Source organism: Bacillus sp. BB081 (assembly GCF_008368895.1).
Lineage (GTDB): Bacteria > Bacillota > Bacilli > Bacillales > Bacillaceae_G > Bacillus_A > Bacillus_A wiedmannii.
The window spans coordinates 15,847-40,197 of the sequence record NZ_QOZX01000020.1; the positions used below are offsets into that span (position 1 = coordinate 15,847).

The window sequence follows — 24,351 nt, forward strand, 5'->3', positions numbered from 1 at the left end:
TTTTAACATTTATTACGCAAAACAAAAAGAAGAGACTTATGCCTCTTCTTTTTGTTTTGTTGCCTGTATTAATTCACATATTTCTTCTCGCTTTTCATTTTCTAACAGCTCGATGACTTTACTTCCAACGACTACTCCATCACATATTGTAATCATTTCTTCTACATGTTCCTTTGTTGAAATACCGAACCCTGCCACTACCGGTAAATGTGTATGTGATTTTACTTTTTCTAAGTAACTATGAATCTCACCTTTAAAGTTTTGACGTACTCCTGTTACGCCCGCTACTGTAACAGCGTAAACGAACCCTTCTGATTCACTCGTAATTTTTTCAATTCGCTCAATTGGGCTCGTTACTGTAACGAGTGGAATTAGCGCAATGTTTGCCTCTCGAAGTAACGGGGCAATAATATTTTGCTCTTCATACGGTAAGTCTGGAACGATGATGCCATCTACACCTGCTTCTATACAGTTTTCGATGAATCGTTCTTTTCCGAATGCGAGTACCGGATTTAAATATGTCATGAGTACAAACGGAATTTGTACTTCTTTCCTTACCTCTATTAATGCTTGAAAAATACCTTTTACTGTTACACCGCTATCTAGCGCTCGTTTCCCTGCTCTTTGAATCGTTGGACCGTCTGCGACTGGATCTGAAAACGGAATGCCGATTTCAACGATGCTCGCTCCTGCTTCGTCTAGAAAACGAATTCTTTCTTTTAATTTTTCAAGGCCACCATCTCCGCCCATTACGTACGGAATAAATGCTTTCTTACCATTTTCAAACGCTGCTTTAATTTTTTCTACTCCCATTTTTTACACCTCTTCCATATAACGTTTTATACTCTCTACATCTTTATCCCCGCGGCCAGATAAACAAATGACAAGTCCTTCGTCTTTATTCATTTGCGGCGCTAATTTTAATGCGTATGCGACAGCATGTGAGCTTTCTAACGCCGGAATAATCCCTTCTTTTTTCGTTAATAATTGAAATGCTTCTAACGCTTCTGCGTCTGTTATCGAATGATAAGAAACGCGGCCAATATCTTTTAGCAAGCTATGTTCTGGCCCAACACCTGGATAATCGAGTCCCGCTGAAATAGAATGCGCTTCTTGAATTTGTCCCTCTTCATTTTGCAGAAGGTACATCATCGATCCGTGTAAAACACCAACGCTTCCTTTCGTTAAAGTCGCTGCGTGCTTTTCTGTGTGAACGCCTTTTCCAGCTGCTTCTACGCCGTAAAGAGCGACTTCTTCATCGTGTACGAACGGATAAAACATGCCCATCGCATTACTACCACCACCAATACATGCAACGACTGCCTCTGGTAATTTCCCTTCTAACGCTTCATATTGTTTTTTCGTTTCTTTCCCAATTACACTTTGGAAATCACGAACAATTTTCGGAAATGGATGTGGTCCAAGAACGGATCCCATAATGTAGTGTGTATCGTGTACATGCGAAACCCAGTAGCGAAGCGCCTCGTTTACCGCATCTTTTAATGTACCGCTACCTGCCGCTACGCTTTCTACTTTAGCTCCGAGTAATTCCATTCGGAACACATTTAATTTTTGACGTCTCACATCTTCTTCTCCCATAAAGATGACGCATTCTAATCCGAGTAGGGCACATACAGTAGCGGTTGCCACTCCGTGTTGTCCTGCCCCTGTTTCAGCGACAACTTTTTTCTTGCCCATTCGTACTGCAAGTAGTGCCTGACCGATTGTATTGTTAATTTTATGAGCTCCTGTATGGTTCAAATCTTCACGTTTTAAATAAATCTTTGCACCGCCGCAATACTTCGTCATATTTTCAGCGAAATAAAGCGGTGTTTCTCTTCCGACGTACGTTTTTAAATAATGATTTAATTCCTTTTGAAACGCTTCATCTTGCATCGCTTCTTTATATACTTCTTCTAGCTCTAATACAGATTGCATTAACGTTTCTGGAACGTATCGTCCTCCGTATATACCGTAGTGACCTTTTTCATCTGGATATGCGTAGTTCATTTGGAACACTCCTTCGCTTTTATAATAAATTGTTTTATTTTCTTTAGATCTTTCTTTCCTTCTGTCTCCACTCCGCTACTTACATCGACCATGTATGGCTGAATAGTTCGAATCGCTTCTTCTATATTAAAAGCGTTTAATCCACCAGCTAATATCGTTTTCTCTCGCAATTTTTTTGACATATGTGCGAGTAACTCCCATGAAAATTGCTTTCCATTTCCTCCGTGAAACTTTTCTTTCGGGCTATCAAACAATATATAATCCGTTTCATATGTTTGAGCATTTTTCATATCACTCTCTGAAGTTACCCCAAGTGACTTTATAGACGGAATATTCAATCTTTTGATTTGATGATTGTCTTCATCCCCATGTAGTTGCACATGCGTTAACCCACATTCATCTGCAATTTTCTCGATCACTTCTACTGATTCATTTACGAAAACACCAACCTTTAACACGTTTGTTGGAAGCTCCTGAATGATTTCTTTCGCTAGCACTGGAGTGATTTTTCGCTTACTTTCTGCAAAAACAAATCCGAGTGCATCAGCTCCGTATTCGCAAGCACGTTTTGCTGTTTCAACATCAGTGATGCCGCAAATTTTCACTTTCATATGTTCACCTTACAGTCTTCAAAAAAGGTATGAATAGAAGATGATGTCATAAGTGCCTCTCCAACTAACACACCTTTTGCTCCAGCTTTTTTAACACGGATAATATCTTCCTTTGAATGAATCCCACTTTCACTAATCCAAAGTAATTTCTCCTCGTTTAATCGTTTTCCAAGCTTTTCTGTTTGGCTTAAATCGACTTCGAATGTTTTTAAATTACGGTTGTTAATGCCGATAACGTGCGGATTTAATTGGATTGCAATTTCTAATTCCTGCTCATCATGAACTTCAACAATTGCTTCTAATCCTTTTTCTAGTACGTAGCTGTACAGCTCTTTTAATTTTTCTTTCGTTAACGCCGCTACAATTAATAAAATAATATCTGCTCCAGCTTCATACGCCCTATCAATTTGAATCTTATCAATTATGAAATCTTTACATAAAAGCGGAATGTTACTTTCTGCTCTTGCCGTTTGTAAATCGTGAAACGACCCTTTAAAAAATTGACCGTCTGTTAAAACAGATACTGCTCCTGCGCCGCATTCTTCATATATTTTCACTTGTTTTCGTACATCAACGTGTAAATTAATATCTCCTTTTGATGGTGATGCTCGCTTTACTTCTGCAATGACAGTAAACTGCTGTAATGCTTCTACAAGTGAATGTGTCTTTCTACTTTCTTTTAATGGTGTATACGTTTCATATAATGCCGCAACTTCCTTTTTCTTTTGGTCTACAATTTTATCTAAAATCGTCCCCACGTTAATTCACCCTTTCTAATTTTTCATTACTTGCTGCAATTAATAAGTTTAGTTTGGCTAATGCTTTTCCAGAGTCAATGCTATATGCCGCTAGTGTAATTCCTTCTTCGATCGTTTCTGCTTTTCCATTTGCAAAAAGGGCTAGACCTGCATTTAATAAAACTGTATCGCGGTAAACATTCTTTTCTCCGCTTAATACTCCGAGCGTAATCTTTGCATTTTCTTTCGAATCCCCGCCTCTAATCTCTTCGTTTTTCACTATTGAGAAACCATATTTCTTAGGTTCAATACTCGTTTCTACTATTTCATTATCTTTCAAAATGACAACATAATTCTCTCCTTGTAATGATGCTTCATCTAAAAATCCACTTCCGTTTACGACAAGCGCTTGTTTTCTGCCTAGTTTCTGTAATACTTGCGCAACTGGTAGTAACATATCTCGTTTATAAATGCCGACAAATTGTGTTTCTAAATTTACCGGATTTGTTAAAGGACCAATTAAGTTAAAAATCGTCGGTACATTCAATTCTTTTCTTATTTTCATAATGCGTCTTAATGCTGGATGCATCGCTGGCGCGAATAAAAATGCGATGCCGACATGCTCTAATAAATAATCAATTTCTTTTGGCGTACTGCTAATATTTACACCGAGTTCTTCTAATAAATCTGCACTTCCTGTTTTACTAGATACAGCACGGTTACCGTGTTTTGCAACCTTTACGCCAGCTCCTGCGAGTACAAATGCCGATGTTGTACTAATATTAAACGTTTGGGCACCGTCACCACCCGTCCCACAATTGTCCATCGCTCCTTGTATATGGTTCGAAAACGGTAATGCCTTTTCACGAAGAGCTCGAACAAGGCCGTATATTTCTTCTGCTGTTTCACCTTTCGCTTTCAGTAATACTAAGAAAGCTGCAATTTCACTCTCCAATATGTTTTCATTTAATAAAAGAAGCCCTGCTCTATACATCTCCTCTTCTGTTAAATGTTGTCCTTCCACTAATTTACGAAGATAGTTATTCATACTCTTTCCTCCTCCTTCACTTCTGTTAAAAAGGCACGTATTAACTTTCCACCTTCTTCTGTCGCGATTGATTCCGGATGAAACTGTAATCCGAATAGCGGATAATAATTGTGACGAACTGCCATAATTTCTCCATCGTCCATCGCTGTCGCTAGTATGTCAAAACACTCTGGCAAGCTCGTTTGCGCTGCAACAAGGGAATGGTAGCGCATCGCCGTTAATGGCTGTGTTACATATGAAAAGATTGAAGTTCCATTATGTTTTACACGTGATGTTTTACCGTGTTTAATGCGTCCTGCTCTTACAATGTCTCCTCCAAATGCTGATATAATTGCTTGATGACCAAGGCAAATACCTAATATGGGAACGTTCTTATAAAAATGACGAATCACTTCGATACAAATGCCAGCATCCTCTGGTTTCCCTGGTCCTGGTGATAGCACAATTCCTGTTGGATTCATCCCTTCTAACTGTTCTATCGTTATTTGATCATTTCTTACGACAACAATTCCTTCCTCGCATTCACCTAACAGTTGATACAAGTTATATGTGAATGAATCGTAATTATCAATTAGTACAATCATTTCATTACCTCCAATAGTGCTCTCGCTTTATTTAACGTTTCTTCATATTCAGCTACTGGGTCTGAATCATAAACAATTCCCGCTCCTGCCTGAACGTATGCTTTTTCATCCTTTACAACCATCGTTCGAATGGCGAGCGCCATATCAAGATTCCCTGAAAAACTAACGTATCCAACTGCACCTGCGTATACATTTCTTTTTTCATTCTCTAGCTCGTTTATAATTTCCATCGCTCTAATTTTCGGAGCTCCTGACACTGTTCCTGCTGGTAGGCAATACGCTAATGCATCAAATCCACTCATTCGTTTTCCCAATGTTCCGTAAACTTCAGATACAATGTGCATAACATGAGAGTATTTTTCTACTTTCATATATTTATCTATCGTCACGGATCCAATTTCACTTACTCTGCCAATATCATTTCGCCCAAGATCTACAAGCATCATATGCTCCGCTCGTTCTTTCTCATTTTCTAACAGTTCTTTTTCAATTTCCGCATCTTGCTCCTTCGTTTTCCCTCTCGGCCTCGTACCCGCAATTGGATTCGTCATCACCTTATCTTCTCTAACTGATAACAAGCTTTCCGGCGAAGAACCGAGTACAACATAATCTTGAAAATCGATATAAAACATATATGGTGACGGATTGGCAATTCGAAGTTTTCGGTATAACGCGAATGGATCCCCAATACATTCACTTTGCAAACGCTGTGACAGTACGACTTGGAATATGTCCCCGGCTCTTATATGTTCTTTCGCCGTTTCTACCATCACGCAAAATTCTTTTTCAGTTATTGAAGAAGTAAATGATAATGTTGATCTTATTTCAGTTACTTCAGATTCTTCTCCCTGTAATACTTCCTCTTTGTATACTTGCAATCTTTCATATACTTCTTCATAAGAAGCTGAATCGTCTTCCCTGCATACATATACAAATGATAATTTTTGGCGTAAGTGGTCATACACGATAAACTCACGGTACAGTAAAAGGTGTACTTCCGGAATATTCAATGGATCGTGTAAATCTGCTCCAATGTTTTCATATTGCCGAATGACGTCATAGCCAATATAACCAACTGCTCCTCCGCAAAATGGAAATGGACTGTCTACTTGTGCTGACGCGATTACTTCTTCTAACACTTGTAGTACGTTACTTTGCAGCTTTTCTGTTTGGCCGTAAATCGTTCGTTCTACTTCCGTACCAACACTTTTCACTTCACCATATGGATTACATCCTAAGTAAGAATAGCGTCCTTTATCTTGATGAAGCTGCGAACTTTCTAATAAAAACTTTTTCTTTCCTTTCATACGTCTATATAAAGAAATTGGCGTAATGCTATCTCCTTCTTCTTCAGCGATTACTAAAAATGCTCTTCCCTGTTCTTTTTGCTTCATAAATTCCTCTTTTGTCATCATGCCTTTCACCTCAATCTGAAAAATAAAAAAGTCCCCTACATATCGAAAATATGTAGAGGACGATAAATTTACCGTGGTACCACCTCATGTTGGACGCAAAAGCATCCCGCTTTATTCAGGTACAAAATATATACCTTATCCTTGTAACGGCGGAACCCGGGTTGCCTACTGAAAATAATTGTTCAGCATACCTCTCGTAAGCCCATTCCGTATATGGCACCGCACCGGGCTCCCACCTATCCCCGGCTCTCTGTAACGTCTCCAATATACGTACTCTTCTTACTTAAACGATTTCATTTATTTAATTTTTTGTACACAAAAAGGGAGTACTCATCCTATAGAAAGGACGGGTACTCCCGTGGTGCCACCTTAATTCGTTACGAATGTAACGCACTTTACCGTATCAAAAACAATACGTGTCTCTTGTATCGATGAGATCATGTCGCCAAAGCCTACTTCTTTCGTTTCGGTTTGGAAGCTCCGAAGCCCATTCCACATCAATCCCATACTGATTCGCACCAACCATCAGCTCTCTGACATGTTCATCATGTGTACTCTTCTTCATCAACGCTTGCATTTTTTTAAGTTGCACTCATTATAGACTTAACTTTTTTCATAAGTCAATACTTTTAAAAGAATTTTATTTTTCTCTCCTTTCAATATTATATTGACAAAACAACCTCTTTTTATGTAAATATAATAAATACTCTATTAAAAATAAGGTTTTTTGCATGAATATTATATATTAAAAAAATAAAACGATGTCAAAAAACGCTTACATTTCTGAAAATTCGTATTTCTGTATGGATTTTTCAGAATAATCATGATAGATTATAAATATGCATAACGCATCAAAAGACATGACAAAAGGAAGGGGAACTACATGAGTACGCAGATGTTAACTTTAACTTCTATCTCTATTTACATGCTCGGGATGTTAGTAATTGGCTATTTCGCCTATAAACGAACGTCCAACTTAACAGATTATATGCTTGGCGGGCGTACACTAGGCCCCGCAGTAACAGCATTAAGTGCTGGAGCAGCTGATATGAGTGGTTGGCTTTTAATGGGATTACCCGGTGCAATGTTTAGCGTTGGATTAAGTAGTAGTTGGATTGCGATTGGCCTAACACTAGGCGCATACGCAAACTGGCTTTATGTCGCTCCTCGCTTACGTACCTACTCTGAAATTGCAAACAACTCTATTACTATCCCAGAATTTTTGGAACACCGTTTCCACGACAAATCCCATATGTTACGCCTAGTATCTGGACTTGTTATTATGATATTTTTCACGTTTTATGTAGCTTCAGGATTTGTCTCTGGCGCTGTATTATTCGAAAATTCATTTGGACTCAATTACCATGTTGGTCTTCTTATCGTTGGTGGAGTTGTCGTAGCTTACACATTATTTGGTGGATTTTTAGCTGTAAGTTGGACAGACTTCGTGCAAGGAATCATTATGGTAGTCGCTCTTATTCTTGTTCCAGTCGTAACAATTATGCACGTAAATGGACTTGGTCCAGCATTTGAAACAATTAAATCTATCGATCCGGCATTATTAGATATTTTTAAAGGCACTTCTGTATTAGGAATTATTTCATTATTCGCATGGGGCCTTGGTTATGTTGGACAACCACATATTATCGTACGTTTTATGGCGATTTCTTCTGTAAAAGAAATTAAAAGCGCACGACGCATTGGTATGAGCTGGATGATTTTCTCTGTTGCTGGAGCTATGTTTACTGGCCTTATCGGTATTGCATACTATTCAAAAGCAGGTTTAAAACTTTCTGATCCAGAAACGATTTTCGTTGAACTTGGCACTATTTTATTCCATCCACTTATTACTGGATTTTTATTAGCAGCGATTTTAGCAGCGGTTATGAGTACAATTTCATCTCAGTTACTCGTTACTTCTAGTGCTATAACAGAAGATTTATATCGTACATTCTTTAAACGTTCTGCTTCTGATAAAGAACTTGTATTTGTCGGTCGTATGGCTGTACTTGTTATTGCATTAGTTGGGTGCGCATTAGCGTTTAAACAAAATGATACGATTTTAGCTCTTGTTGGATACGCTTGGGCTGGATTTGGTTCTTCATTCGGACCTGCTATTTTATTAAGCTTATATTGGAAACGTATGACGAAGTGGGGCGCACTTGCTGGTATGGTTTCTGGTGCCGCTACAGTCATTATTTGGACTCAATTCAAATTCTTAAAAGAATTCTTATATGAAATGATTCCTGGTTTCACTATTAGTTTACTAGTAATCGTAATTGTTAGTTTACTAACGCAACCTTCAAAAGAAATTGAAGAGCAATTTGAGGATTTCGAAAAACAACATAGTCATAATCTATAAAGGAAAAGCTCTGCTGTTATCGTATCAGCAGAGCTTTCTTTTTATGAAAGTTCGACAATCTTCTACTCGAATTTAACAATTTCTTTATGTTTCGTTAAATTAAACATAACACTACTCCTTTATAGTATTACTATCAGCACTTATACAGAAAGGGGACTCCAACATGTTAGCAGCTTTCCAGCAACAACAAACACGAAAATTTTCACCTATTACAAATACTTCTGCGTCTTGTTTGAACATACAACCTAAACCACCTAAAATTTCAATCGCTCCTTCTGTTATTTCAGTCATTGGTGTTCATATGGAAAAAAATAAGTTGAAAGTAAGAACTGGACAAAGCACTGAGTTATCAGCTTCCGTTTTGCCAGTGCAAGCAACGAATAAAGAACTTATTTGGACAAATATGAATGCTGATGTTATCACAATGTATCCAAAAGGTGATACGGTAACGATTACTGGAAAAAGTGCCGGAAGAGCAGTCGTAATTGTCACAACTGCTGAAGGAAAGTTCCGTGACCTATGCATGATTCATGTACAACCTTATATGACAAATCCAAAGTAAAAGAGTGGCTACGAAGCCACTCTTTTACTTTGTTTCAATGCATGAATTTTTACTTGTAACGAGATTGATGAATTGCTCTTTATCTTTAGGAGAAATAATTTCTGTTTGATGTGATCCATAAATAATTTCAAGTCGATCAAATGATAAGGCATAAGCTGCTACTGGATTTTTCGTATTTGAAATCTGTTTTATATCTCGTATAAATATGCGCTTTTTAACGAAACCTGATTTAATAGTAATTGTTTCTTCTCCGACGATATATCTTGTCGAAAACCAACTCCAAATAAATAATATGGCTAATGGAATTGTAAAAAATAAAAGAAAATACTCTCTCCCTGCAAATAAGGGGGCAAAACACGCTCCAATGACAACGAAAAAAATCGGATATAACCATATATCTTTTTTTGATGGAAATTCCATTAAATTTCCCTTCCTCCCTTATATTTCTGTAAAACAAAAAGAGAAGTATCACAACTTCTCTTTTCTCCTCTAACATTATATTTCCTGTGTATAAGCCGGCTCGTTTACTACATTTTTTGCTGTTCGTTTTTGTTGCTGTAGTAAGAAAACAGATACACCAAACAATACGAGCATGCTACCGATAATTTGCATGGCATTTAGTCTTTCACCGAGTAAGAAGAACGCTAATATAGATGCTCCAACTGGTTCACCTAAAATACTCATTGAAATTGTTGTTGCATTTACGTAGTTTAATAACCAATTATTAATGACGTGTGACACTGTCGGCACAACCGCAAGTAAAAGAAAAACAGTCCAATCCCACTTCGTATAACCTGTAAAAGGCACTTGCAATACTATATTATAAATCCCCATAAAAATACCTGCGAATGCAAAAACTGTAAAGCTATAAATCCAGTGTGATACTTTCTTTACTGTTGTTTGCCCGATAAATAAATAACCAACAACCGCTATGACACTTAAAAAGGATAATATATCTCCATAAATCGCTTGTTCACTTAACCCTAAATCTCCCCACCCAATACACATTACGCCTAGTATCGCTATTCCCATTGTCGCAATGGCTGAGTATGTTGTTCTTTCTTTAAATAAGAAAAAACCTCCAACTAAAGATACGATTGGTTGAAGCGCTAAAATAATCGTCGAACTAGCAACTGTCGTATGCTTTAAAGATTCAAACCACAAAAGAAAATGAAGCGCTAAAAAGAAACCAGATCCAATTAAAAATCCCCAATCTTTTATTTGAATCTTACTAAACTCTTCCCGTTTTTTCCAAACGATAGGCAGCATAATAAGTACGATAATCCATAATCGATACATACTTAATATTGAAGATGGCGCTGAGGACATCTTTACAAAAACTGCTGCGAATGAAATGGCTATAATGGAAATTGCTAATGGTAGCGCGATTGATCTTTCTTGTTTCAAATTCCGTCTCCCCTCTCACCTGTCAAAAATCCCACTTCATTATATCCGTTTTCTTTCACAACTTAAATACTAATTTTTTAGATTCTTCGTACCATTATGGTAAAATAGAAACGAAAGCACCTATTAGTGAATATTTCTTTCTTTTTCACTACAAGCGTCGCTCTTACAATCATTACAGTAAATTTTTATTTAGGGGGATCTACATGAATCAAACAATAGGGAGAATTGAAGAAATTTCATTTTATAGCGCATCACTTCAAGAAGATGTTACACTTCTCGTTTACTTACCGGTAAATTACACACCACTGCACAAACATACAGTTGTAATTGCACAAGATGGTAGAGATTATTTTCAGCTTGGTAAAGCGCACCGTGTAATTGAGCGCCTTCGTGAAACTGAAGAAATTGACCGTACAATTATTGTCGGTATTCCATATAAAAATGTACACGATCGTAAAGAAAAATATTTCCCAAATGAAGTGAAAAACGCTGCGTATATTCGTTTCCTTGCTCATGAACTTGCACCATATATCGATGAAAATTATCCAACGTACCAAATGGGAAAAGGTCGTGTGTTAATTGGTGATTCTCTTGGCGGGACAGTTTCCTTCATGACTGCACTTATGTATCCGCATACATTCGGTAAAGTCGTTATGCAATCACCATTTGTGGATGAAACAGTGATGAACTTAGCAAAAGACTTTAAAAATCCGGAGGCGCTAGACCTTTATCACGTCATTGGGACAGAAGAAACAGCTGTAAAACGCACTGATGGACAAGTATCCGATTTCGTTGGGCCGAACCGTGAGCTCAATACGCTTCTGACAGATAGAAATTTCATCACGCATTACGAAGAATTCGAAGGTAACCACACGTGGAAATATTGGCAGACTGATTTACCGAAAGCTTTCTCTCATATTCTATCAATGAAATAATAGAGAGCAGTATTCAGAATAATTTGATATAATAGATTAAGAGAGTTATTTTCTCAAAATCTAACTAGACTTACAAAGGGAGGAATTGGAACATGAAATTAGGCATTGTAATTTTTCCATCTAAAATGATTCAAGATAAAGCGAACGGATTGCGTAAACGTTATGATCCGCACTACGCATTAGTTCCGCCACATATTACATTGAAAACACCCTTTGAGACGCAAGATGAACAATTAGAATCGATTGTAAAAGAGTTACATACAATCGCAAGTAAAACGAACCCTTTCACCCTTCATGTCGGAAAAGTTGGTTCATTCGCACCTGTTAATAATGTTCTTTATTTTAAAGTAGAAAAAACACCTGAACTTACTTTCTTAAATGAGGAGATGCATAGCGAATTCTTTATACAAGAACGCGAGTACGCTTTCGTACCTCATTTAACAATCGGACAAGGCTTATCCGATGCAGAGCATGCTGATGTATTAGGTCGATTACGTATGAAAGATTTCTATTATGAACAACCAATTGATCGCTTCCATCTTCTATATCAATTAGAAAACGGAACGTGGACTGTATACGAAACATTCCACCTTGGAAAGGGGAACAACTAATTTGCACGCACAGATCGTACAAACGGACGAACAACTAAGAGATGCATTCTCTGTACGTAAGCAAGTATTTGTGAATGAGCAACAAGTTTCTGCTGACGAAGAGTATGATGAGTTTGAAGAAACTTCAACACACGTTGTTATATATGATAATGATGTTCCAGTTGGTGCTGGTCGTTTTCGCATACTGGATGGAATAGGAAAAATGGAACGCATTTGCGTACTAGCTTCCCATCGTAAAAAAGGCATTGGAAAAATTGTTATGGATGCACTTGAAGCGTATGCTAATGAAAATTCGCTACCAAAATTAAAGCTGCATGCCCAAACACATGCTGAAGATTTCTATAAGAAACTTGGATATGTAACGAATTCTGATGTATTCATGGAAGCAAATATTCCTCACATCGTTATGATAAAAGAATTGTAATTTGAAAACAGGAGGTATCCCCTCCTGTTTTTTACATTGCTATTTTCTTTTTCTTCCGCTAAAGTTAAATGTTGATGCTATAGTTTTGAAGGTGAATATATGACACAAGAAAAATTTTCACAAAAATCATTAACGCACGCTGACATTCCGCGTGCAACATATCATATTCCGAAAACATCTACCCATTTAATTATGGAAGAAGATGCAGATGCGGCGTATTTTCGCGCTCTCGAACAACAAAATGTTTTTTTAAATGAAAAACAATTAGAGGCTGTGCGAACGACAGAAGGGCCTGTCCTTACATTGGCTGGTGCCGGAAGCGGGAAAACATCTGTTTTAACAACCCGCGTAGGTTATTTAGTAAATGTAAAACAAGTTCATCCACGAAATATTTTATTGCTTACATTTACACAAAAAGCAGCTGAAGAAATCCGAAACCGTGTAGCAAATTTACCAGGTATGAATCGTGCTGCAAGTAGCTACGTTGTTGCTGGTACATTCCACTCTGTCTTTTTAAAATTGCTTCGTAGTCAAGGATATAATCAGCAAATTTTAGCAAACGAAAAACATAAACAAATTATGATAAAGAAAATCTTGAAAGAATTGCGTCTAAAAGACGATTATGATGCTGAAACAATGCTCGCTATGATTTCACTTGAGAAAAACAAATTGAATCGTCCGAAAGATATAAAAGCAAAAACACCCGTTGAACAAGAATTTAAAGAAGTATACGAGCGTTTTGAAGAAGTAAAACAACGATATAATTATATTGATTTCGATGACATCTTATTAGAAACATATTATATGTTAGAAAATAACGTTCCTTTGCTTACCCAATTACAACAACGTTTCCACTATATTGAAGTAGATGAGTTCCAAGATACATCGTATGCACAATATGAAATTGTAAAATTGTTAGCCACGCCAAGAAATAATTTATTTATCGCAGGTGATGACGATCAGGCGATATATGGCTGGCGAGGAGCCAGTCACCAAATTATTTTATCTTTTCCAAAAGAATTTGATAACACTACGATTATCGCACTTAATACGAATTATCGATCCAATCCTTTTATCGTTGGGCTTGGAAATGAAGTTATCAAACTAAATCAGGAGCGTTTTGATAAAGAGCTATATTCTGTGCGTGAAGAAGGTGTACAACCTTTTTACGCAAGACCTGCTACGACTCTTGATGAAGCAAATCAAATTTTGCAGCTCATTCAAGAAAAAGTAGATAGCGGCGAACGCAACTTTAAAGATTTTTGTTTACTGTATCGCACACATTCTGTAAGCCGTTCGTTACTTGATCAGCTTACAATTCACAAAATCCCGTTTATTAAGCACGGGGCGAGTCAATCATTTTATGAACATTCTTTAATTAAGCCTGTATTAGATCATTTAAGACTGGTGATTGAACCGTTTCGACTAGAATCACTTTCAAATATATTGCCAACTATGTATATCGGGCGTGATGATTGTATTTCATTTATTGAACGTGAACAATGGAAATATGGTGAGGGGCGGTTCCCTTCTCTTCTTCATTTCTTATTATTAAATCCGAGCTTAAAACCTTTTCAAGTAAAAAAGGTAAATGAGCGTATCGATTTTATTAAATTTATAAAAGAATTAGAACCGAAAAAAGCATTAAAAGAAATTATTCATGGTAAAGGAAAGTATTTAGAGTACTTACAAAGTAACGATCGTTCTTCCTTTACGATGCATAAAGATATACAAGAAGAAATGTTAGAAGAATTAATGGAGTCAGCAACTCGTTTCAGCGATATTCCAGCTTATTTACAATTTATTGATGAAGCAATTCAAGGTCAAAAAGAAATGGAAGCATTAAAAACAATGCCGGAAAAAAATGCTGTTTCGCTTATGTCTATTCATAACGCAAAAGGCCTTGAATTTCCATGCGTCTTTTTACTTGGAGCGAGCGATGGTATTCTTCCCCATACTTCTTCTTTAAAAGATGCAAATGATCGTGTTACAGAGACTTCTGAAGCTTTAGAAGAAGAACGTCGACTACTTTATGTCGCAATTACACGTGCGAAAGAAGAACTTTACATTTCCTCTCCGCAATTTTTTAGAGGAAAAAAATTAGATATATCTCGTTTTTTATATACTGCGCGAAAAGATTTACCTGAAAAGACATCCACTAAATAAGGATGTCTTTTTTTATATTGCATTATGTACATCCCTACTATATAAATTCCCTGCTTTTATCGTAAGAATTAACGTAATATCAACCATATCTCATTCATATTGTAATAGTGTATGTCAGAACTCACGATAAGGAGTGAACATAATGAGCTGCAATTGTAACGAAGACCATCATCACCATGATTGTGATTTCAACTGTGTATCGAATGTCGTTCGTTTTATACATGAATTACAAGAATGCGCAACTACAACATGTGGATCCGGTTGCGAAGTTCCATTTTTAGGTGCACATAACAATGCGTCAGTAGCGAATACACGTCCTTTTATTTTATACACAAAGACTGGAGAACCTTTTGAAGCATTTGCACCATCTTCAAGCCTTACTAGTTGCCGATCTCCCATTTTCCGCGTAGAAAGTATAGATGATGATGACTGTGCTGTATTACGTGTATTAACTGTAGTTTTAGGTGATGGTACCTCTGTACCACCTGGTGACGACCCAATCTGTACGTTTTTAGCTGTACCAAATGCAAGGCTAGTGTCGACATCTACTTGTATTACTGTTGATTTAAGTTGTTTCTGCGCTATTCAATGCTTACGTGATGTTTCTATATAAAACTAAATATTAATTTAAGCATGGATTGGGTGGCAGAGTTTTCTGCCACCCAATCCATGCTTAAAAGCTATTATTATGTATTTTTCATAAAATTGGGAACTTGTCTAGAACATAGAACCTGTCCTTTTCATTAACTGAAAGTAGAAACAGATAAAGGAGTGAAAAACATGTTCTCTTCTGATTGCGAATTTACTAAAATCGATTGTGAGGCAAAACCAGCTAGTATACTACCTGCCTTCGGTTTTGCTTTCAACGCGTCTGCACCTCAGTTTGCTTCATTATTTACACCACTACTATTACCTAGCGTAAGTCCAAACCCAAATATTACTGTTCCTGTAATAAATGATACAGTAAGTGTCGGAGATGGCATCCGAATTCTACGAGCTGGTATTTATCAAATCAGTTATACATTAACGATTAGTCTTGATAACGTACCTACCGCGCCAGAAGCTGGTCGTTTCTTCTTATCATTAAATACACCAGCAAATATTATTCCTGGATCAGGTACAGCGGTTCGTTCTAATGTTATTGGTACTGGTGAAGTAGACGTATCCAGCGGTGTTATTCTTATTAACTTAAACCCTGGTGACTTAATTCAAATTGTGCCAGTTCAGTTAATTGGAACTGTAGACATCCGTGCCGCAGCATTAACAGTTGCACAAATTAGCTAGTAAAAAGCGGTATTTCTTCATTAGAAATACCGCTTTTTATATTTATAATAAAAAACACTCACAGTAATATGAGTGTTTCATTCTTCATAATGTTTTATTGTGTTCTTCTTTTTCCCGCAATTACATCCCTTTTTCTTCACATATCCTTGTTGTTGTAATTGTTCTTGGTATGCCTGTTGTTGCGCTTGGTGTTGTTGCTGTATATGATACCATTGCTGCAGGTCATATGAATTTTGCCTTGGACTATTACTCACAGCAAACATCTCCTCTACTGTCAATTCTGTCTATTCACTATATGAACAACTCTTTATTTCCGTTCCCTCATTCTTTTAAACTCCGCTTTTTCTCGTATTATGAAAATATATTATTCTCCCATAAAATATCCTGTAATCGTTTCAATGATTGCCGCTGCTCCTGCAATAGCTAATAATGCAAGTAAAGGCTCTGCAACGATAGGAATCCAATTATATAAAACTAATAAAAAAGCACTAACCCATACACCTGTACACCAATAACAGCTTAATAATTCGCCAACCCACTTTCTTAATCCTTTACCTTTTACTTTTGTAAAAGTTGATATACTTCCATCTGGCTCTGTAATCTCTAACTCATCAATAAACGGTCTTCGCAAAAAGGCTGTAATTTTATCATAAACAATTAAACGAGTGAGCCTAAAGGCAGCTAACGCAAAAATAAAAAATAAAAGCCAGCTTGTAAACAGCATGATTCCACCTTCCCTTATCTTCTTTCGCCTATTTAAAAAAAAAGGTCTTGAGATTGTGACCAAATCTCCTCGACTCCAATATCTTATTAATGTAAATACAAACAAGAAGATAAGGAGTGACATTAATGAGTTGTAACGAAAATAAACACCATAGCTCTTCTCATTGTGTAGTTGACGTTGTAAAATTCATCAATGAATTACAAGATTGTTCTACAACAACGTGTGGATCTGGTTGTGAAATTCCATTTTTAGGTGCACACAACACTGCATCAGTAGCAAATACACGCCCTTTTATTTTATACACAAAAACTGGAGAACCTTTTGAAGCATTTGCACCATCTGCAAGCCTTACTAGCTGCCGATCTCCAATTTTCCGTGTGGAAAGCGTAGATGATGATAGCTGTGCTGTCTTACGTGTGTTAACTGTAGTATTAGGTGACGGTTCTCCTGTACCGCCTGGTGACGATCCAATTTGTACGTTTTTAGCTGTACCAAATGCAAGATTAGTATCGACATCTACTTGTATCACTGTAGATTTAAGCTGTTTCTGTGCGATTCAGTGCTTACGCGACGTTTCTATCTAATAAGTTAAGTAAACTAAAAAACTATTGGGGTGGTAGAAGATTTTCTACCACCTTTACATATTTAAAAGCCGGCCATACTAATCGATTGGATATCATCTATAGACAACTTAATATCTCGCATACTATTTGGCGGCATAATAGCTACAATTCCATTACGATACGATATGATTGATCCAACATATGAGACTGTAGCTGTTTTTATTCTGCACCTTATTTTCGGAATATAATGAGGGCGGTTTAATAAAAAATGAAGCTTCTCTTCATTATTCATATCCTTAAATGATTTATTATATGGGACAGTTCTCACTGGCTCTTGCTGCTCTTGTTGCTCTTGCTGCTCTTGTACTTGTTCCTCTTCTTCTATTTTTTCTTCTACTTGTTGCTCTTTTTGTTGCTCTATTACCTCTTCCACAGCACTACTTACAATATTTTCGTTTCTATTACTTTCCTCTTTTCGATTTTCATTTTCAAAGTTTGTTAAGATAATTCTTTTTATTTTCGGTGCAGCAAGTTCCAAATTTACTTGCGCAATATATAACAACGGTTTTCCAACTGTTGAACTTTTATTTTTATTCTTCACACTCGTCCCTCCCACTTCCATACGTAGCTGAATAAATTGTGTACTATTATAGTTATATTCATAACGTGGTAAGAACTTTCGTTAAAAATTGTTCTTTCTAAGAACAAATAAAAAGGACAATCTCAACATTTAGAGATTGTCCTTTAAAAATTAATATTATATTTATCCTAGGATATGATACCCTGAATCAACGTGAATGTTTTCTCCTGTTACGCCTCGTGCTAAATCACTGAATAAGAATACTGCCGTATCCCCAACTTCTTCTGGAGTTGTTGTACGACGAAGTGGTGCGCGCTCCTCAATTTCTCTTAAAATTGAGTTAAAGTCGCCTACGCCTTTTGCAGATAACGTACGAATTGGTCCTGCAGAAATAGCGTTAACGCGAATGCCGTGTTGGCCTAAATCGTTAGCTAAATATTTTACGCTCGCTTCTAATGAAGCTTTCGCAACACCCATAACGTTATAGTTTTTCACAACGCGCTCGCCGCCAAGGTATGTTAACGTTAAAATATTTCCGCCTTCTGTCATTACTTTCTTCGCTTCTCTTGCTACAGCTGTTAAAGAGAATGCACTAATATTTTGTGCAAGTAAAAATCCATCGCGAGAAGTATCTACAAATTCACCTTTTAAATCATCACGATTTGCAAAAGCAATACAGTGTGCAACACCGTGAATTGTACCAACCTCTTGCTTGATTGTTTCAAAGCAAGCTGTAAGTTCTTCATCATTTGTTACATCACAAGGTAATACAAGTGATTCTTGTCCTTCTAATGTGTCCGCTAATTCACGAACGTTTCTTTCTAAACGTTCTCCTGCATATGTGAATATTAATTTTGCACCTGCATTATGCAAAGAGCGAGCAATTCCCCACGCAATACTTCTTTGGTTCGCAACGCCCATAACAACAAATGTTTTCCCTTGTAATAGTTCCATGATATATCCTCCCAGAATTACTTATACTTGTTATTAGTACCTGATACTATAATTATAGTACCATAAAACCTCTTAAAGGCAAACAAAAAAGTCATTAACTTAAATTTTGTTAATGACTTTTTGTTTCTATAAAAAACCGCTCTAATCCTTCTTCCCAAGAAGGCATTTGTGAAAAACCATTTAATCGTAGCATGTTATGTTGGAAAACAGAATATTTCGGTCTCGCTGCCGCCGATCCAAATTCTTCGGTTGAAACAGGTAATACATTCACTTTCATATTTGCATCCGAGAATATTTTTTTTGCAAATTCAAACCAAGAACATGAACCTCTATTTGATACATGATACGTACCGTATAAAGAAGTGTGAATGAGCTTATTAATCATCACATTTAAATCCGCCACATAAGTAGGAGAACCAATTTGATCCGCTACAACAGATAATTCTGCTCTTTCTTTTCCTAACCGCATCATCGTTTTCACAAAATTGTTTCCATACTTACCATATAACCACGATGTTCGAACGATAAAATATTTATTATGTAACTCTTTGACAAACTGCTCTCCCGCATACTTAGAAGCCCCGTATACATTTATCGGTGATGGATTATGAAACTCATGATAGCCATCTAGTCTGTCACCTTGAAATACATAATCGGTACTAATATAAACTAATTTCGCCCCTACTAATTGTGAAGCAACCGCTACATTTCGAGCCCCTATTGCATTTATTACATAAGCAAGATCTTGTTCTTTCTCGGCATGATCAACCTTCGTATACGCTGCACAATGAATAATTATGTGTGGCCTTATTTCTTGTACCACTTGCTGCATTCGGGATATATTTGTTATATCTAGTAACTTTTTATCAAATGGATATATGTCATATTCTTCAGGATTTAACTCTTCTTGTAGTTGCTTTCCCAATTGACCATTTGCTCCCGTTATGATAATCCGTTCTTTCATTTATATGCCCCTTATTTTTCTTTTAATGGTTTCCACCATTCTATATGATGTTTATACCATTCCACCGTTTCTTTTAGCCCCTGTTCAAACGTATACTGCGGTTCCCACCCGAGCTCATTCTTCATCTTTTGTGCATCAATCGCATAACGACGATCATGCCCTAAACGGTCTGTAACATACGCAATATCTTCTTTCGTTTTTCCTAAGAGAGAAATAATTTGTTCCACAACATCTACATTGGTTTTTTCATTATTTCCACCTATATTATATACTTCTCCTATACGTCCCTTATGCAGAACAACATCAATCGCACTACAATGATCCGTTACATGTAACCAATCTCTTACATTTAATCCATCGCCATATAACGGTAATTTTTTCCCTTCCAGCGCATTCGTAACCATTAATGGAATTAGTTTTTCAGGATATTGATACGGCCCATAGTTATTGGAGCAACGCGTTACTAAAACTGGTAATTGATATGTTTTATAATAAGATAAAGCTATCATGTCGGCGCTCGCTTTACTTGAAGAATATGGACTATTTGGAGCTAATGGAGTTTCCTCGGTAAATCGACCTGTTTTCCCTAAAGAGCCGTACACCTCATCTGTTGATATTTGCACGAGTTTAATATGTGGGTATTTTTTTACTAATTCTAATAATGTGACTGTCCCAATTACATTTGTATCATAAAAAGGGATCGGATTTTCAATACTACGGTCCACATGTGATTCAGCTGCGAAATTTACAATCACATGGACGTCTCGCTCTTTTATGACATGCTCTAGCAGCTCTCCATTTTGAATTTCCCCTTTTACAAAAGAGTAATTAGGATGCCCTTGAAGAGACTTCACATTATTTAAATTCCCGCTATATGTTAATGCGTCGTAATTAATAATTTTATATGTTTCATAGCTTTGTAACATGTAATGAACAAAGTTACTTCCAATAAATCCAGCCCCACCTGTTACTAATATATTCATAAACAACTCTCCTACTCAAAAGCTATCTTCACATTCCTGAAGTAACGGTAATATTCGATCTTTGTCAGACAAAATAGGATTTGTTACCGGCCATGGAATTGCTAATTCTTTATCTTCCCAAAGTACCCCTGAGTCATGATCGGCACTATAATACTCATCTACTTTATACATAACAATAGTATGCGGTACAAGTGTACAAAAACCATGTGCAAATCCTTTTGGCACTAACAATTGCCGATGGTTATCCGCGCTTAAAATATATCCTCTCCACTGTTTAAACGTTGGTGAATCTTTTCGCAAATCAACGATAACGTCATAGATTGCTCCTTGCATAGCTTGAATAAGTTTCGTTTGAGCTTTCGGATTTTTTTGAAAGTGTAATCCCCGAATCGTTCCCGCTTCTGCTGAATAAGAAACATTATCCTGCACAAACGAGTACGTAACCCCTAATGTTTCTAGCACCTTCTTATTATAACTTTCAGTAAAAAAGCCACGCTCATCTCCAAACAACCTCGGTTCTAACAATTTTGCGTCGGTAAAGTTTATTTCTACAACTTTCATATTCTCACCTATTCTCCGTTAAACTGTTTACCAAAGTTTATATCCCGCGCTAACGTATTCGCCTTTTGAAGAGAATTATGAGTTCCCGCATCAGTCCACCAACCGCTCATTTCATTATAAGTAAGTACCCCTCGTTTTAAATACCAATTATTAATATCTGTAATCTCAAGTTCTCCCCTTGCAGAAGGTTTTAATTCTTTTATATAAGAAAAAACTTTCGAATCATACAAATAAATCCCTGTAACTGCATAGGAACTTTTCGGCTCTTTCGGCTTTTCTTCAATTTCAATTATTTTTCGGTTTTGAATATTTGCTACACCAAATCTCTCCGGATCATCTACAGATTGCAGCAGTACTTTCGCACCTTCTTTTTGATTTGCAAACTCTTCAACATACGGACGAATGTCATCAGAAAAGATATTATCTCCTAATATAACTACACTGCGATCATTCCCAACGAAATCCTCACAAAGCCCTAATGCTTGTGCAATTCCGCCAGCCTTATCTTGCACACGATACGTAAAGGACACGCCAAACTCTTGACCGCTCCCTAAAAAACTAACAACATCTCCCATATGCTCTTTACCTGTAATAATCATAATATCTGTAATCTCACATTGTTTTAGCCTATATACCGCATGATAAATCATTGGGTAACGTCCAACAGGAAGCAAATGTTTATTCGTTACTTTCGTTATGGGATATAATCTCGATCCAGTTCCACCTGCTAAAATAATTCCTTTCATCCTGCATCTCTCCCTTATGATGGAGATAGTATATCTTTGTAATGTTCTACAAACACTTTCCGATACTTCTCATATGTATCCGCATCAAACTCATCCCCGTTGTAATGAATGCACCATAAATTCGCTTGATTAGGGATACCAATTAAATAACCCGCCTTTTGAAACTCTAAAGATTGCGACACATCATAAAAGTGGAATCCTTGAAACAAGTCTTCTCGCCATGGAATATCATATTGTGTGGCCATTAATAATCCATCAATTGCCTGAACTGACATAAATGATTGATTCTCATAAAACAGCTGATCCAAATTTAATAATTGATAATTCCGTCTTCTGTATTCAATCACTTTCCCTACTAAATTTTTTCCTTCCCACCATATCCCGTTACTCGGTAAAAATTGAGCACCAGCTACGCCAATTAAACCAAGTTTTTCGTTATCTTTAAAAAGAGAAATAAGTGTATAAAACATCTCACGATTAATAAGATAAGTATCTTGATGTATATAAACCTTATACTTCGCGGGATATGAAAGTGCTCGGTTATATGCACTTGCCATACTTTTCGCATCTCGTATCGGAAAAATTTGTACGACATAACCAGGGGGAACAAAAAGGTTTCGTATTTGTCTCTCGCATTGTTCAAATAGCTCTTCATTATTTATACAAACAACGACTAATATCGTATGATCTTTCATTTTGTAGCCCCTCTATTCGTCTTGACTTACATCTGACATATAGTGCTCCACAAATATCTTTCTATACTTTTCATAGTTGGTCATATTTACATCTATATGATAGTGAATGCACCACGCATCACGCTGTACAGGAACCCCAACTGTATAGCCTGCTTTTCTAAATTCAAATGATTGAGACACATCATAATAGTCAAACCCATCAAACAAATCTTCACGCCACGGAATATCGTATTGCGTTGCCATTAATAAACCGTCAATACATTCAACTGGCATAAATGTTTTTGACTCATGGTACGGCTTTTCTTGACTGGCCATATAAAATAAATCATTCATATAACCGATGACTTTTCCAACAACTCCTCTGCCTACATTCCATATTCCATTTGGAGGAACATATTGGGCTCCAATCATACCAATCATTCCAAGATGTTCATGTTCCTGAAACAATTGCAGTAATCCATATAAAAATCCTACATTTACAATGAAAACATCTTGATGTATATACACTTTATATTTTGCTGGATGCGAAATTGCTTGATTATATCCGCTCGTCATACTTTTCGCATTCCGAATCGGCATAAACTGTATAGTATATCCTGGAGGAACTGGCAATTGTAATATATGTCGCGCACATTGTGCATACATTTTCCGATCATTTATACACGTAACAAATAATATTGTTTTATCTGCCGTACTCATAATTGTGATTTTTCTGCTTCAATAATGTATTGAAATACAACCGTCTCAGCCATGAACCCACTTCCAAGACGATATTTTTTACAAATTCCATATAACTCCTCGATAAGCGGTTCATACATTTTATGATCAACATATACACGATCTACTTTACTAATTGAATAACCTGCTTTTAAAAACATTCGTAGCATTTCATTAAATGTAAAGAAACGAATATGTGTTTTATCTAATAAACCATATTCTGTATACGTCCAATTCCCAGCAAGTAAGGGAGCTAATACTGAAATGTGTGAAACGTTCGGTATACTAGCCAAAATTACACCATTTTGCTTTATATATGGTTTTACTTTTTCTATTACAGCCCACGGATCAAATAAATGCTCTAATACGTCACCAAATATAACGCAATCAAATTGCTCCTCTTCATACGGCATATCCATTGTTTCTATATCGCCTAAAACAACATGATCTAGTTTTTCTTTTGCTTGTTCTGCCGCCTCTCGGAATGCCTCAATTCCAGATACACGTGTGCCATTTTCTTTTATGGCAGCTCCCAATGCACCACTCGAGCAACCTATATCAAGAACTTCTTTCCATTCCTTTTTTATATGCTTTAATAAATTCGGATTCACTGCATTATAATAATGCCCGGACTTTTCTTCGTATAAAGAATTTTTTGGGGAATTCATTTTACACACTCCTTATGCAAATTGAATTTGAAATATAAAT

At 36.6% G+C, this 24,351-nt stretch carries 29 protein-coding genes and 2 other annotated features; of the genes, 9 read left to right on the forward strand and 20 right to left on the reverse strand.

Translation table 11 applies throughout. The features are described 5' to 3' along the window. Nucleotides 1-36: 36 nt before the first annotated feature. From trpA to trpE, 7 genes are read right to left on the reverse strand one after another with little or no spacing between them, the layout of a single operon-like run. Nucleotides 37-813, reverse strand: coding sequence for a tryptophan synthase subunit alpha (gene trpA, locus DN394_RS11560; protein WP_000537832.1), 777 nt, complete (start codon nt 811-813; stop codon nt 37-39). A gap of 3 nt (nt 814-816) precedes the next feature. Beyond that, nucleotides 817-2,010: a tryptophan synthase subunit beta gene (trpB, locus tag DN394_RS11565; RefSeq protein WP_149293800.1), complete on the reverse strand. Its 1,194-nt coding sequence runs from the start codon at nt 2,008-2,010 to the stop codon at nt 817-819. Continuing rightward, nucleotides 2,007-2,621: a phosphoribosylanthranilate isomerase gene (locus DN394_RS11570; protein ID WP_000865137.1), complete on the reverse strand. Its 615-nt coding sequence runs from the start codon at nt 2,619-2,621 to the stop codon at nt 2,007-2,009. The genes trpB and DN394_RS11570 overlap by 4 nt, the downstream gene beginning before the upstream one ends. Further along, the gene (gene trpC / locus DN394_RS11575) at nt 2,618-3,379 is read right to left on the reverse strand and encodes an indole-3-glycerol phosphate synthase TrpC (RefSeq protein WP_046958294.1); all 762 of its coding nucleotides are present in this window, start codon (nt 3,377-3,379) and stop codon (nt 2,618-2,620) included. The genes DN394_RS11570 and trpC overlap by 4 nt, the downstream gene beginning before the upstream one ends. 1 nt (nt 3,380) lies before the next feature. Further along, nucleotides 3,381-4,406, reverse strand: a complete 1,026-nt coding sequence (gene trpD, locus DN394_RS11580; RefSeq protein ID WP_097917796.1) for an anthranilate phosphoribosyltransferase — start codon at nt 4,404-4,406, stop codon at nt 3,381-3,383. Continuing rightward, complete coding sequence (locus DN394_RS11585) at nt 4,403-4,990, reverse strand: aminodeoxychorismate/anthranilate synthase component II (RefSeq protein ID WP_097917797.1); 588 nt, start codon at nt 4,988-4,990, stop codon at nt 4,403-4,405. Before DN394_RS11585 ends, trpD begins: the two co-directional genes overlap by 4 nt. Beyond that, complete coding sequence (gene trpE, locus DN394_RS11590; RefSeq protein WP_149293801.1) at nt 4,987-6,405, reverse strand: anthranilate synthase component I; 1,419 nt, start codon at nt 6,403-6,405, stop codon at nt 4,987-4,989. The genes DN394_RS11585 and trpE overlap by 4 nt, the downstream gene beginning before the upstream one ends. 52 nt (nt 6,406-6,457) lie before the next feature. Next, nucleotides 6,458-6,702, reverse strand: a binding site (T-box leader). A 42-nt stretch (nt 6,703-6,744) separates the two neighbouring features. Continuing rightward, nucleotides 6,745-6,982: a binding site (T-box leader), on the reverse strand. A gap of 306 nt (nt 6,983-7,288) precedes the next feature. Between trpE and putP the strand changes: the two genes are divergently transcribed. Together putP and DN394_RS11600 are read left to right on the forward strand one after the other, a co-directional pair. After that, entirely contained in the window at nt 7,289-8,767 is a 1,479-nt protein-coding gene (gene putP / locus DN394_RS11595; RefSeq protein ID WP_087979816.1) for a sodium/proline symporter PutP, read from the forward strand. Nucleotides 8,768-8,930: 163 nt separating this feature from the next. Then, a complete protein-coding gene (locus tag DN394_RS11600) occupies nt 8,931-9,329 on the forward strand; it encodes an Ig-like domain-containing protein (protein ID WP_000878718.1) in 399 nt (132 codons plus the stop codon). A gap of 24 nt (nt 9,330-9,353) precedes the next feature. Here DN394_RS11600 and DN394_RS11605 read toward each other — a convergent pair whose 3' ends face one another. Beyond that, entirely contained in the window at nt 9,354-9,749 is a 396-nt protein-coding gene (locus DN394_RS11605) for a PH domain-containing protein (protein ID WP_097917799.1), read from the reverse strand. 75 nt (nt 9,750-9,824) lie between these two features. Beyond that, nucleotides 9,825-10,736, reverse strand: a complete 912-nt coding sequence (locus DN394_RS11615) for a DMT family transporter (protein WP_097917800.1) — start codon at nt 10,734-10,736, stop codon at nt 9,825-9,827. A gap of 203 nt (nt 10,737-10,939) precedes the next feature. Here DN394_RS11615 and DN394_RS11620 point away from each other — a divergent pair, with 203 nt between their 5' ends. The 6 genes from DN394_RS11620 to exsF all read left to right on the forward strand — a co-directional run bounded on the left by DN394_RS11620 (nt 10,940) and on the right by exsF (nt 16,156). Next, nucleotides 10,940-11,671, forward strand: a complete 732-nt coding sequence (locus DN394_RS11620; RefSeq protein ID WP_001076844.1) for an alpha/beta hydrolase — start codon at nt 10,940-10,942, stop codon at nt 11,669-11,671. 92 nt (nt 11,672-11,763) lie between these two features. Further along, nucleotides 11,764-12,282, forward strand: coding sequence for a YjcG family protein (locus DN394_RS11625; RefSeq protein ID WP_000765870.1), 519 nt, complete (start codon nt 11,764-11,766; stop codon nt 12,280-12,282). Nucleotide 12,283: 1 nt separating this feature from the next. Continuing rightward, nucleotides 12,284-12,706: a GNAT family N-acetyltransferase gene (locus DN394_RS11630; protein ID WP_000543285.1), complete on the forward strand. Its 423-nt coding sequence runs from the start codon at nt 12,284-12,286 to the stop codon at nt 12,704-12,706. A gap of 99 nt (nt 12,707-12,805) precedes the next feature. After that, nucleotides 12,806-14,872 carry an ATP-dependent helicase gene (locus tag DN394_RS11635; RefSeq protein WP_000191179.1) on the forward strand — a complete coding sequence of 689 codons (2,067 nt, stop codon included), beginning with the start codon at nt 12,806-12,808 and terminating at the stop codon, nt 14,870-14,872. 142 nt (nt 14,873-15,014) lie between these two features. Continuing rightward, nucleotides 15,015-15,485, forward strand: a complete 471-nt coding sequence (gene cotY, locus DN394_RS11640) for a spore coat protein CotY (protein ID WP_001277699.1) — start codon at nt 15,015-15,017, stop codon at nt 15,483-15,485. Nucleotides 15,486-15,652: 167 nt separating this feature from the next. Beyond that, a complete protein-coding gene (gene exsF / locus DN394_RS11645; protein ID WP_149293802.1) occupies nt 15,653-16,156 on the forward strand; it encodes an exosporium protein ExsF in 504 nt (167 codons plus the stop codon). A 77-nt stretch (nt 16,157-16,233) separates the two neighbouring features. Here exsF and DN394_RS11650 read toward each other — a convergent pair whose 3' ends face one another. Together DN394_RS11650 and DN394_RS11655 are read right to left on the reverse strand one after the other, a co-directional pair. After that, nucleotides 16,234-16,419 (reverse strand): cytochrome C oxidase subunit III, encoded by a 186-nt coding sequence (locus DN394_RS11650; RefSeq protein ID WP_149293806.1) that lies wholly within the window; start codon nt 16,417-16,419, stop codon nt 16,234-16,236. A gap of 101 nt (nt 16,420-16,520) precedes the next feature. Further along, a complete protein-coding gene (locus DN394_RS11655; RefSeq protein ID WP_000899655.1) occupies nt 16,521-16,880 on the reverse strand; it encodes a DUF1360 domain-containing protein in 360 nt (119 codons plus the stop codon). 125 nt (nt 16,881-17,005) lie between these two features. Between DN394_RS11655 and exsY the strand changes: the two genes are divergently transcribed. After that, a complete protein-coding gene (exsY, locus tag DN394_RS11660) occupies nt 17,006-17,464 on the forward strand; it encodes an exosporium assembly protein ExsY (RefSeq protein WP_001277748.1) in 459 nt (152 codons plus the stop codon). Between the two features lie 61 nt (nt 17,465-17,525). On the opposite strand, the gene DN394_RS11665 is transcribed toward exsY, so the two are convergent. The 9 genes from DN394_RS11665 to DN394_RS11705 all read right to left on the reverse strand — a co-directional run bounded on the left by DN394_RS11665 (nt 17,526) and on the right by DN394_RS11705 (nt 24,311). Further along, nucleotides 17,526-18,065 carry a spore coat CotO family protein gene (locus DN394_RS11665; RefSeq protein WP_149293803.1) on the reverse strand — a complete coding sequence of 180 codons (540 nt, stop codon included), beginning with the start codon at nt 18,063-18,065 and terminating at the stop codon, nt 17,526-17,528. Between the two features lie 141 nt (nt 18,066-18,206). Then, nucleotides 18,207-18,977 (reverse strand): enoyl-ACP reductase FabI, encoded by a 771-nt coding sequence (fabI, locus tag DN394_RS11670; RefSeq protein WP_000421885.1) that lies wholly within the window; start codon nt 18,975-18,977, stop codon nt 18,207-18,209. Between the two features lie 109 nt (nt 18,978-19,086). Further along, complete coding sequence (rfbD, locus tag DN394_RS11675) at nt 19,087-19,941, reverse strand: dTDP-4-dehydrorhamnose reductase (RefSeq protein ID WP_098084879.1); 855 nt, start codon at nt 19,939-19,941, stop codon at nt 19,087-19,089. Between the two features lie 11 nt (nt 19,942-19,952). Then, the gene (gene rfbB, locus DN394_RS11680) at nt 19,953-20,924 is read right to left on the reverse strand and encodes a dTDP-glucose 4,6-dehydratase (protein WP_097994396.1); all 972 of its coding nucleotides are present in this window, start codon (nt 20,922-20,924) and stop codon (nt 19,953-19,955) included. Between the two features lie 15 nt (nt 20,925-20,939). Beyond that, nucleotides 20,940-21,485: a dTDP-4-dehydrorhamnose 3,5-epimerase gene (gene rfbC / locus DN394_RS11685; RefSeq protein WP_087979809.1), complete on the reverse strand. Its 546-nt coding sequence runs from the start codon at nt 21,483-21,485 to the stop codon at nt 20,940-20,942. 8 nt (nt 21,486-21,493) lie between these two features. Then, on the reverse strand, nt 21,494-22,231 hold the full coding sequence (locus tag DN394_RS11690) for a sugar phosphate nucleotidyltransferase (RefSeq protein WP_087979808.1): 738 nt from the start codon (nt 22,229-22,231) through the stop codon (nt 21,494-21,496). A 14-nt stretch (nt 22,232-22,245) separates the two neighbouring features. Then, on the reverse strand, nt 22,246-22,926 hold the full coding sequence (locus DN394_RS11695) for a glycosyltransferase family protein (protein ID WP_048561505.1): 681 nt from the start codon (nt 22,924-22,926) through the stop codon (nt 22,246-22,248). 12 nt (nt 22,927-22,938) lie between these two features. Next, nucleotides 22,939-23,625 carry a glycosyltransferase family protein gene (locus DN394_RS11700; protein WP_087979807.1) on the reverse strand — a complete coding sequence of 229 codons (687 nt, stop codon included), beginning with the start codon at nt 23,623-23,625 and terminating at the stop codon, nt 22,939-22,941. Further along, nucleotides 23,622-24,311 (reverse strand): class I SAM-dependent methyltransferase, encoded by a 690-nt coding sequence (locus DN394_RS11705; protein ID WP_087979806.1) that lies wholly within the window; start codon nt 24,309-24,311, stop codon nt 23,622-23,624. Before DN394_RS11705 ends, DN394_RS11700 begins: the two co-directional genes overlap by 4 nt. Between the last annotated feature and the right edge of the window lie 40 nt (nt 24,312-24,351).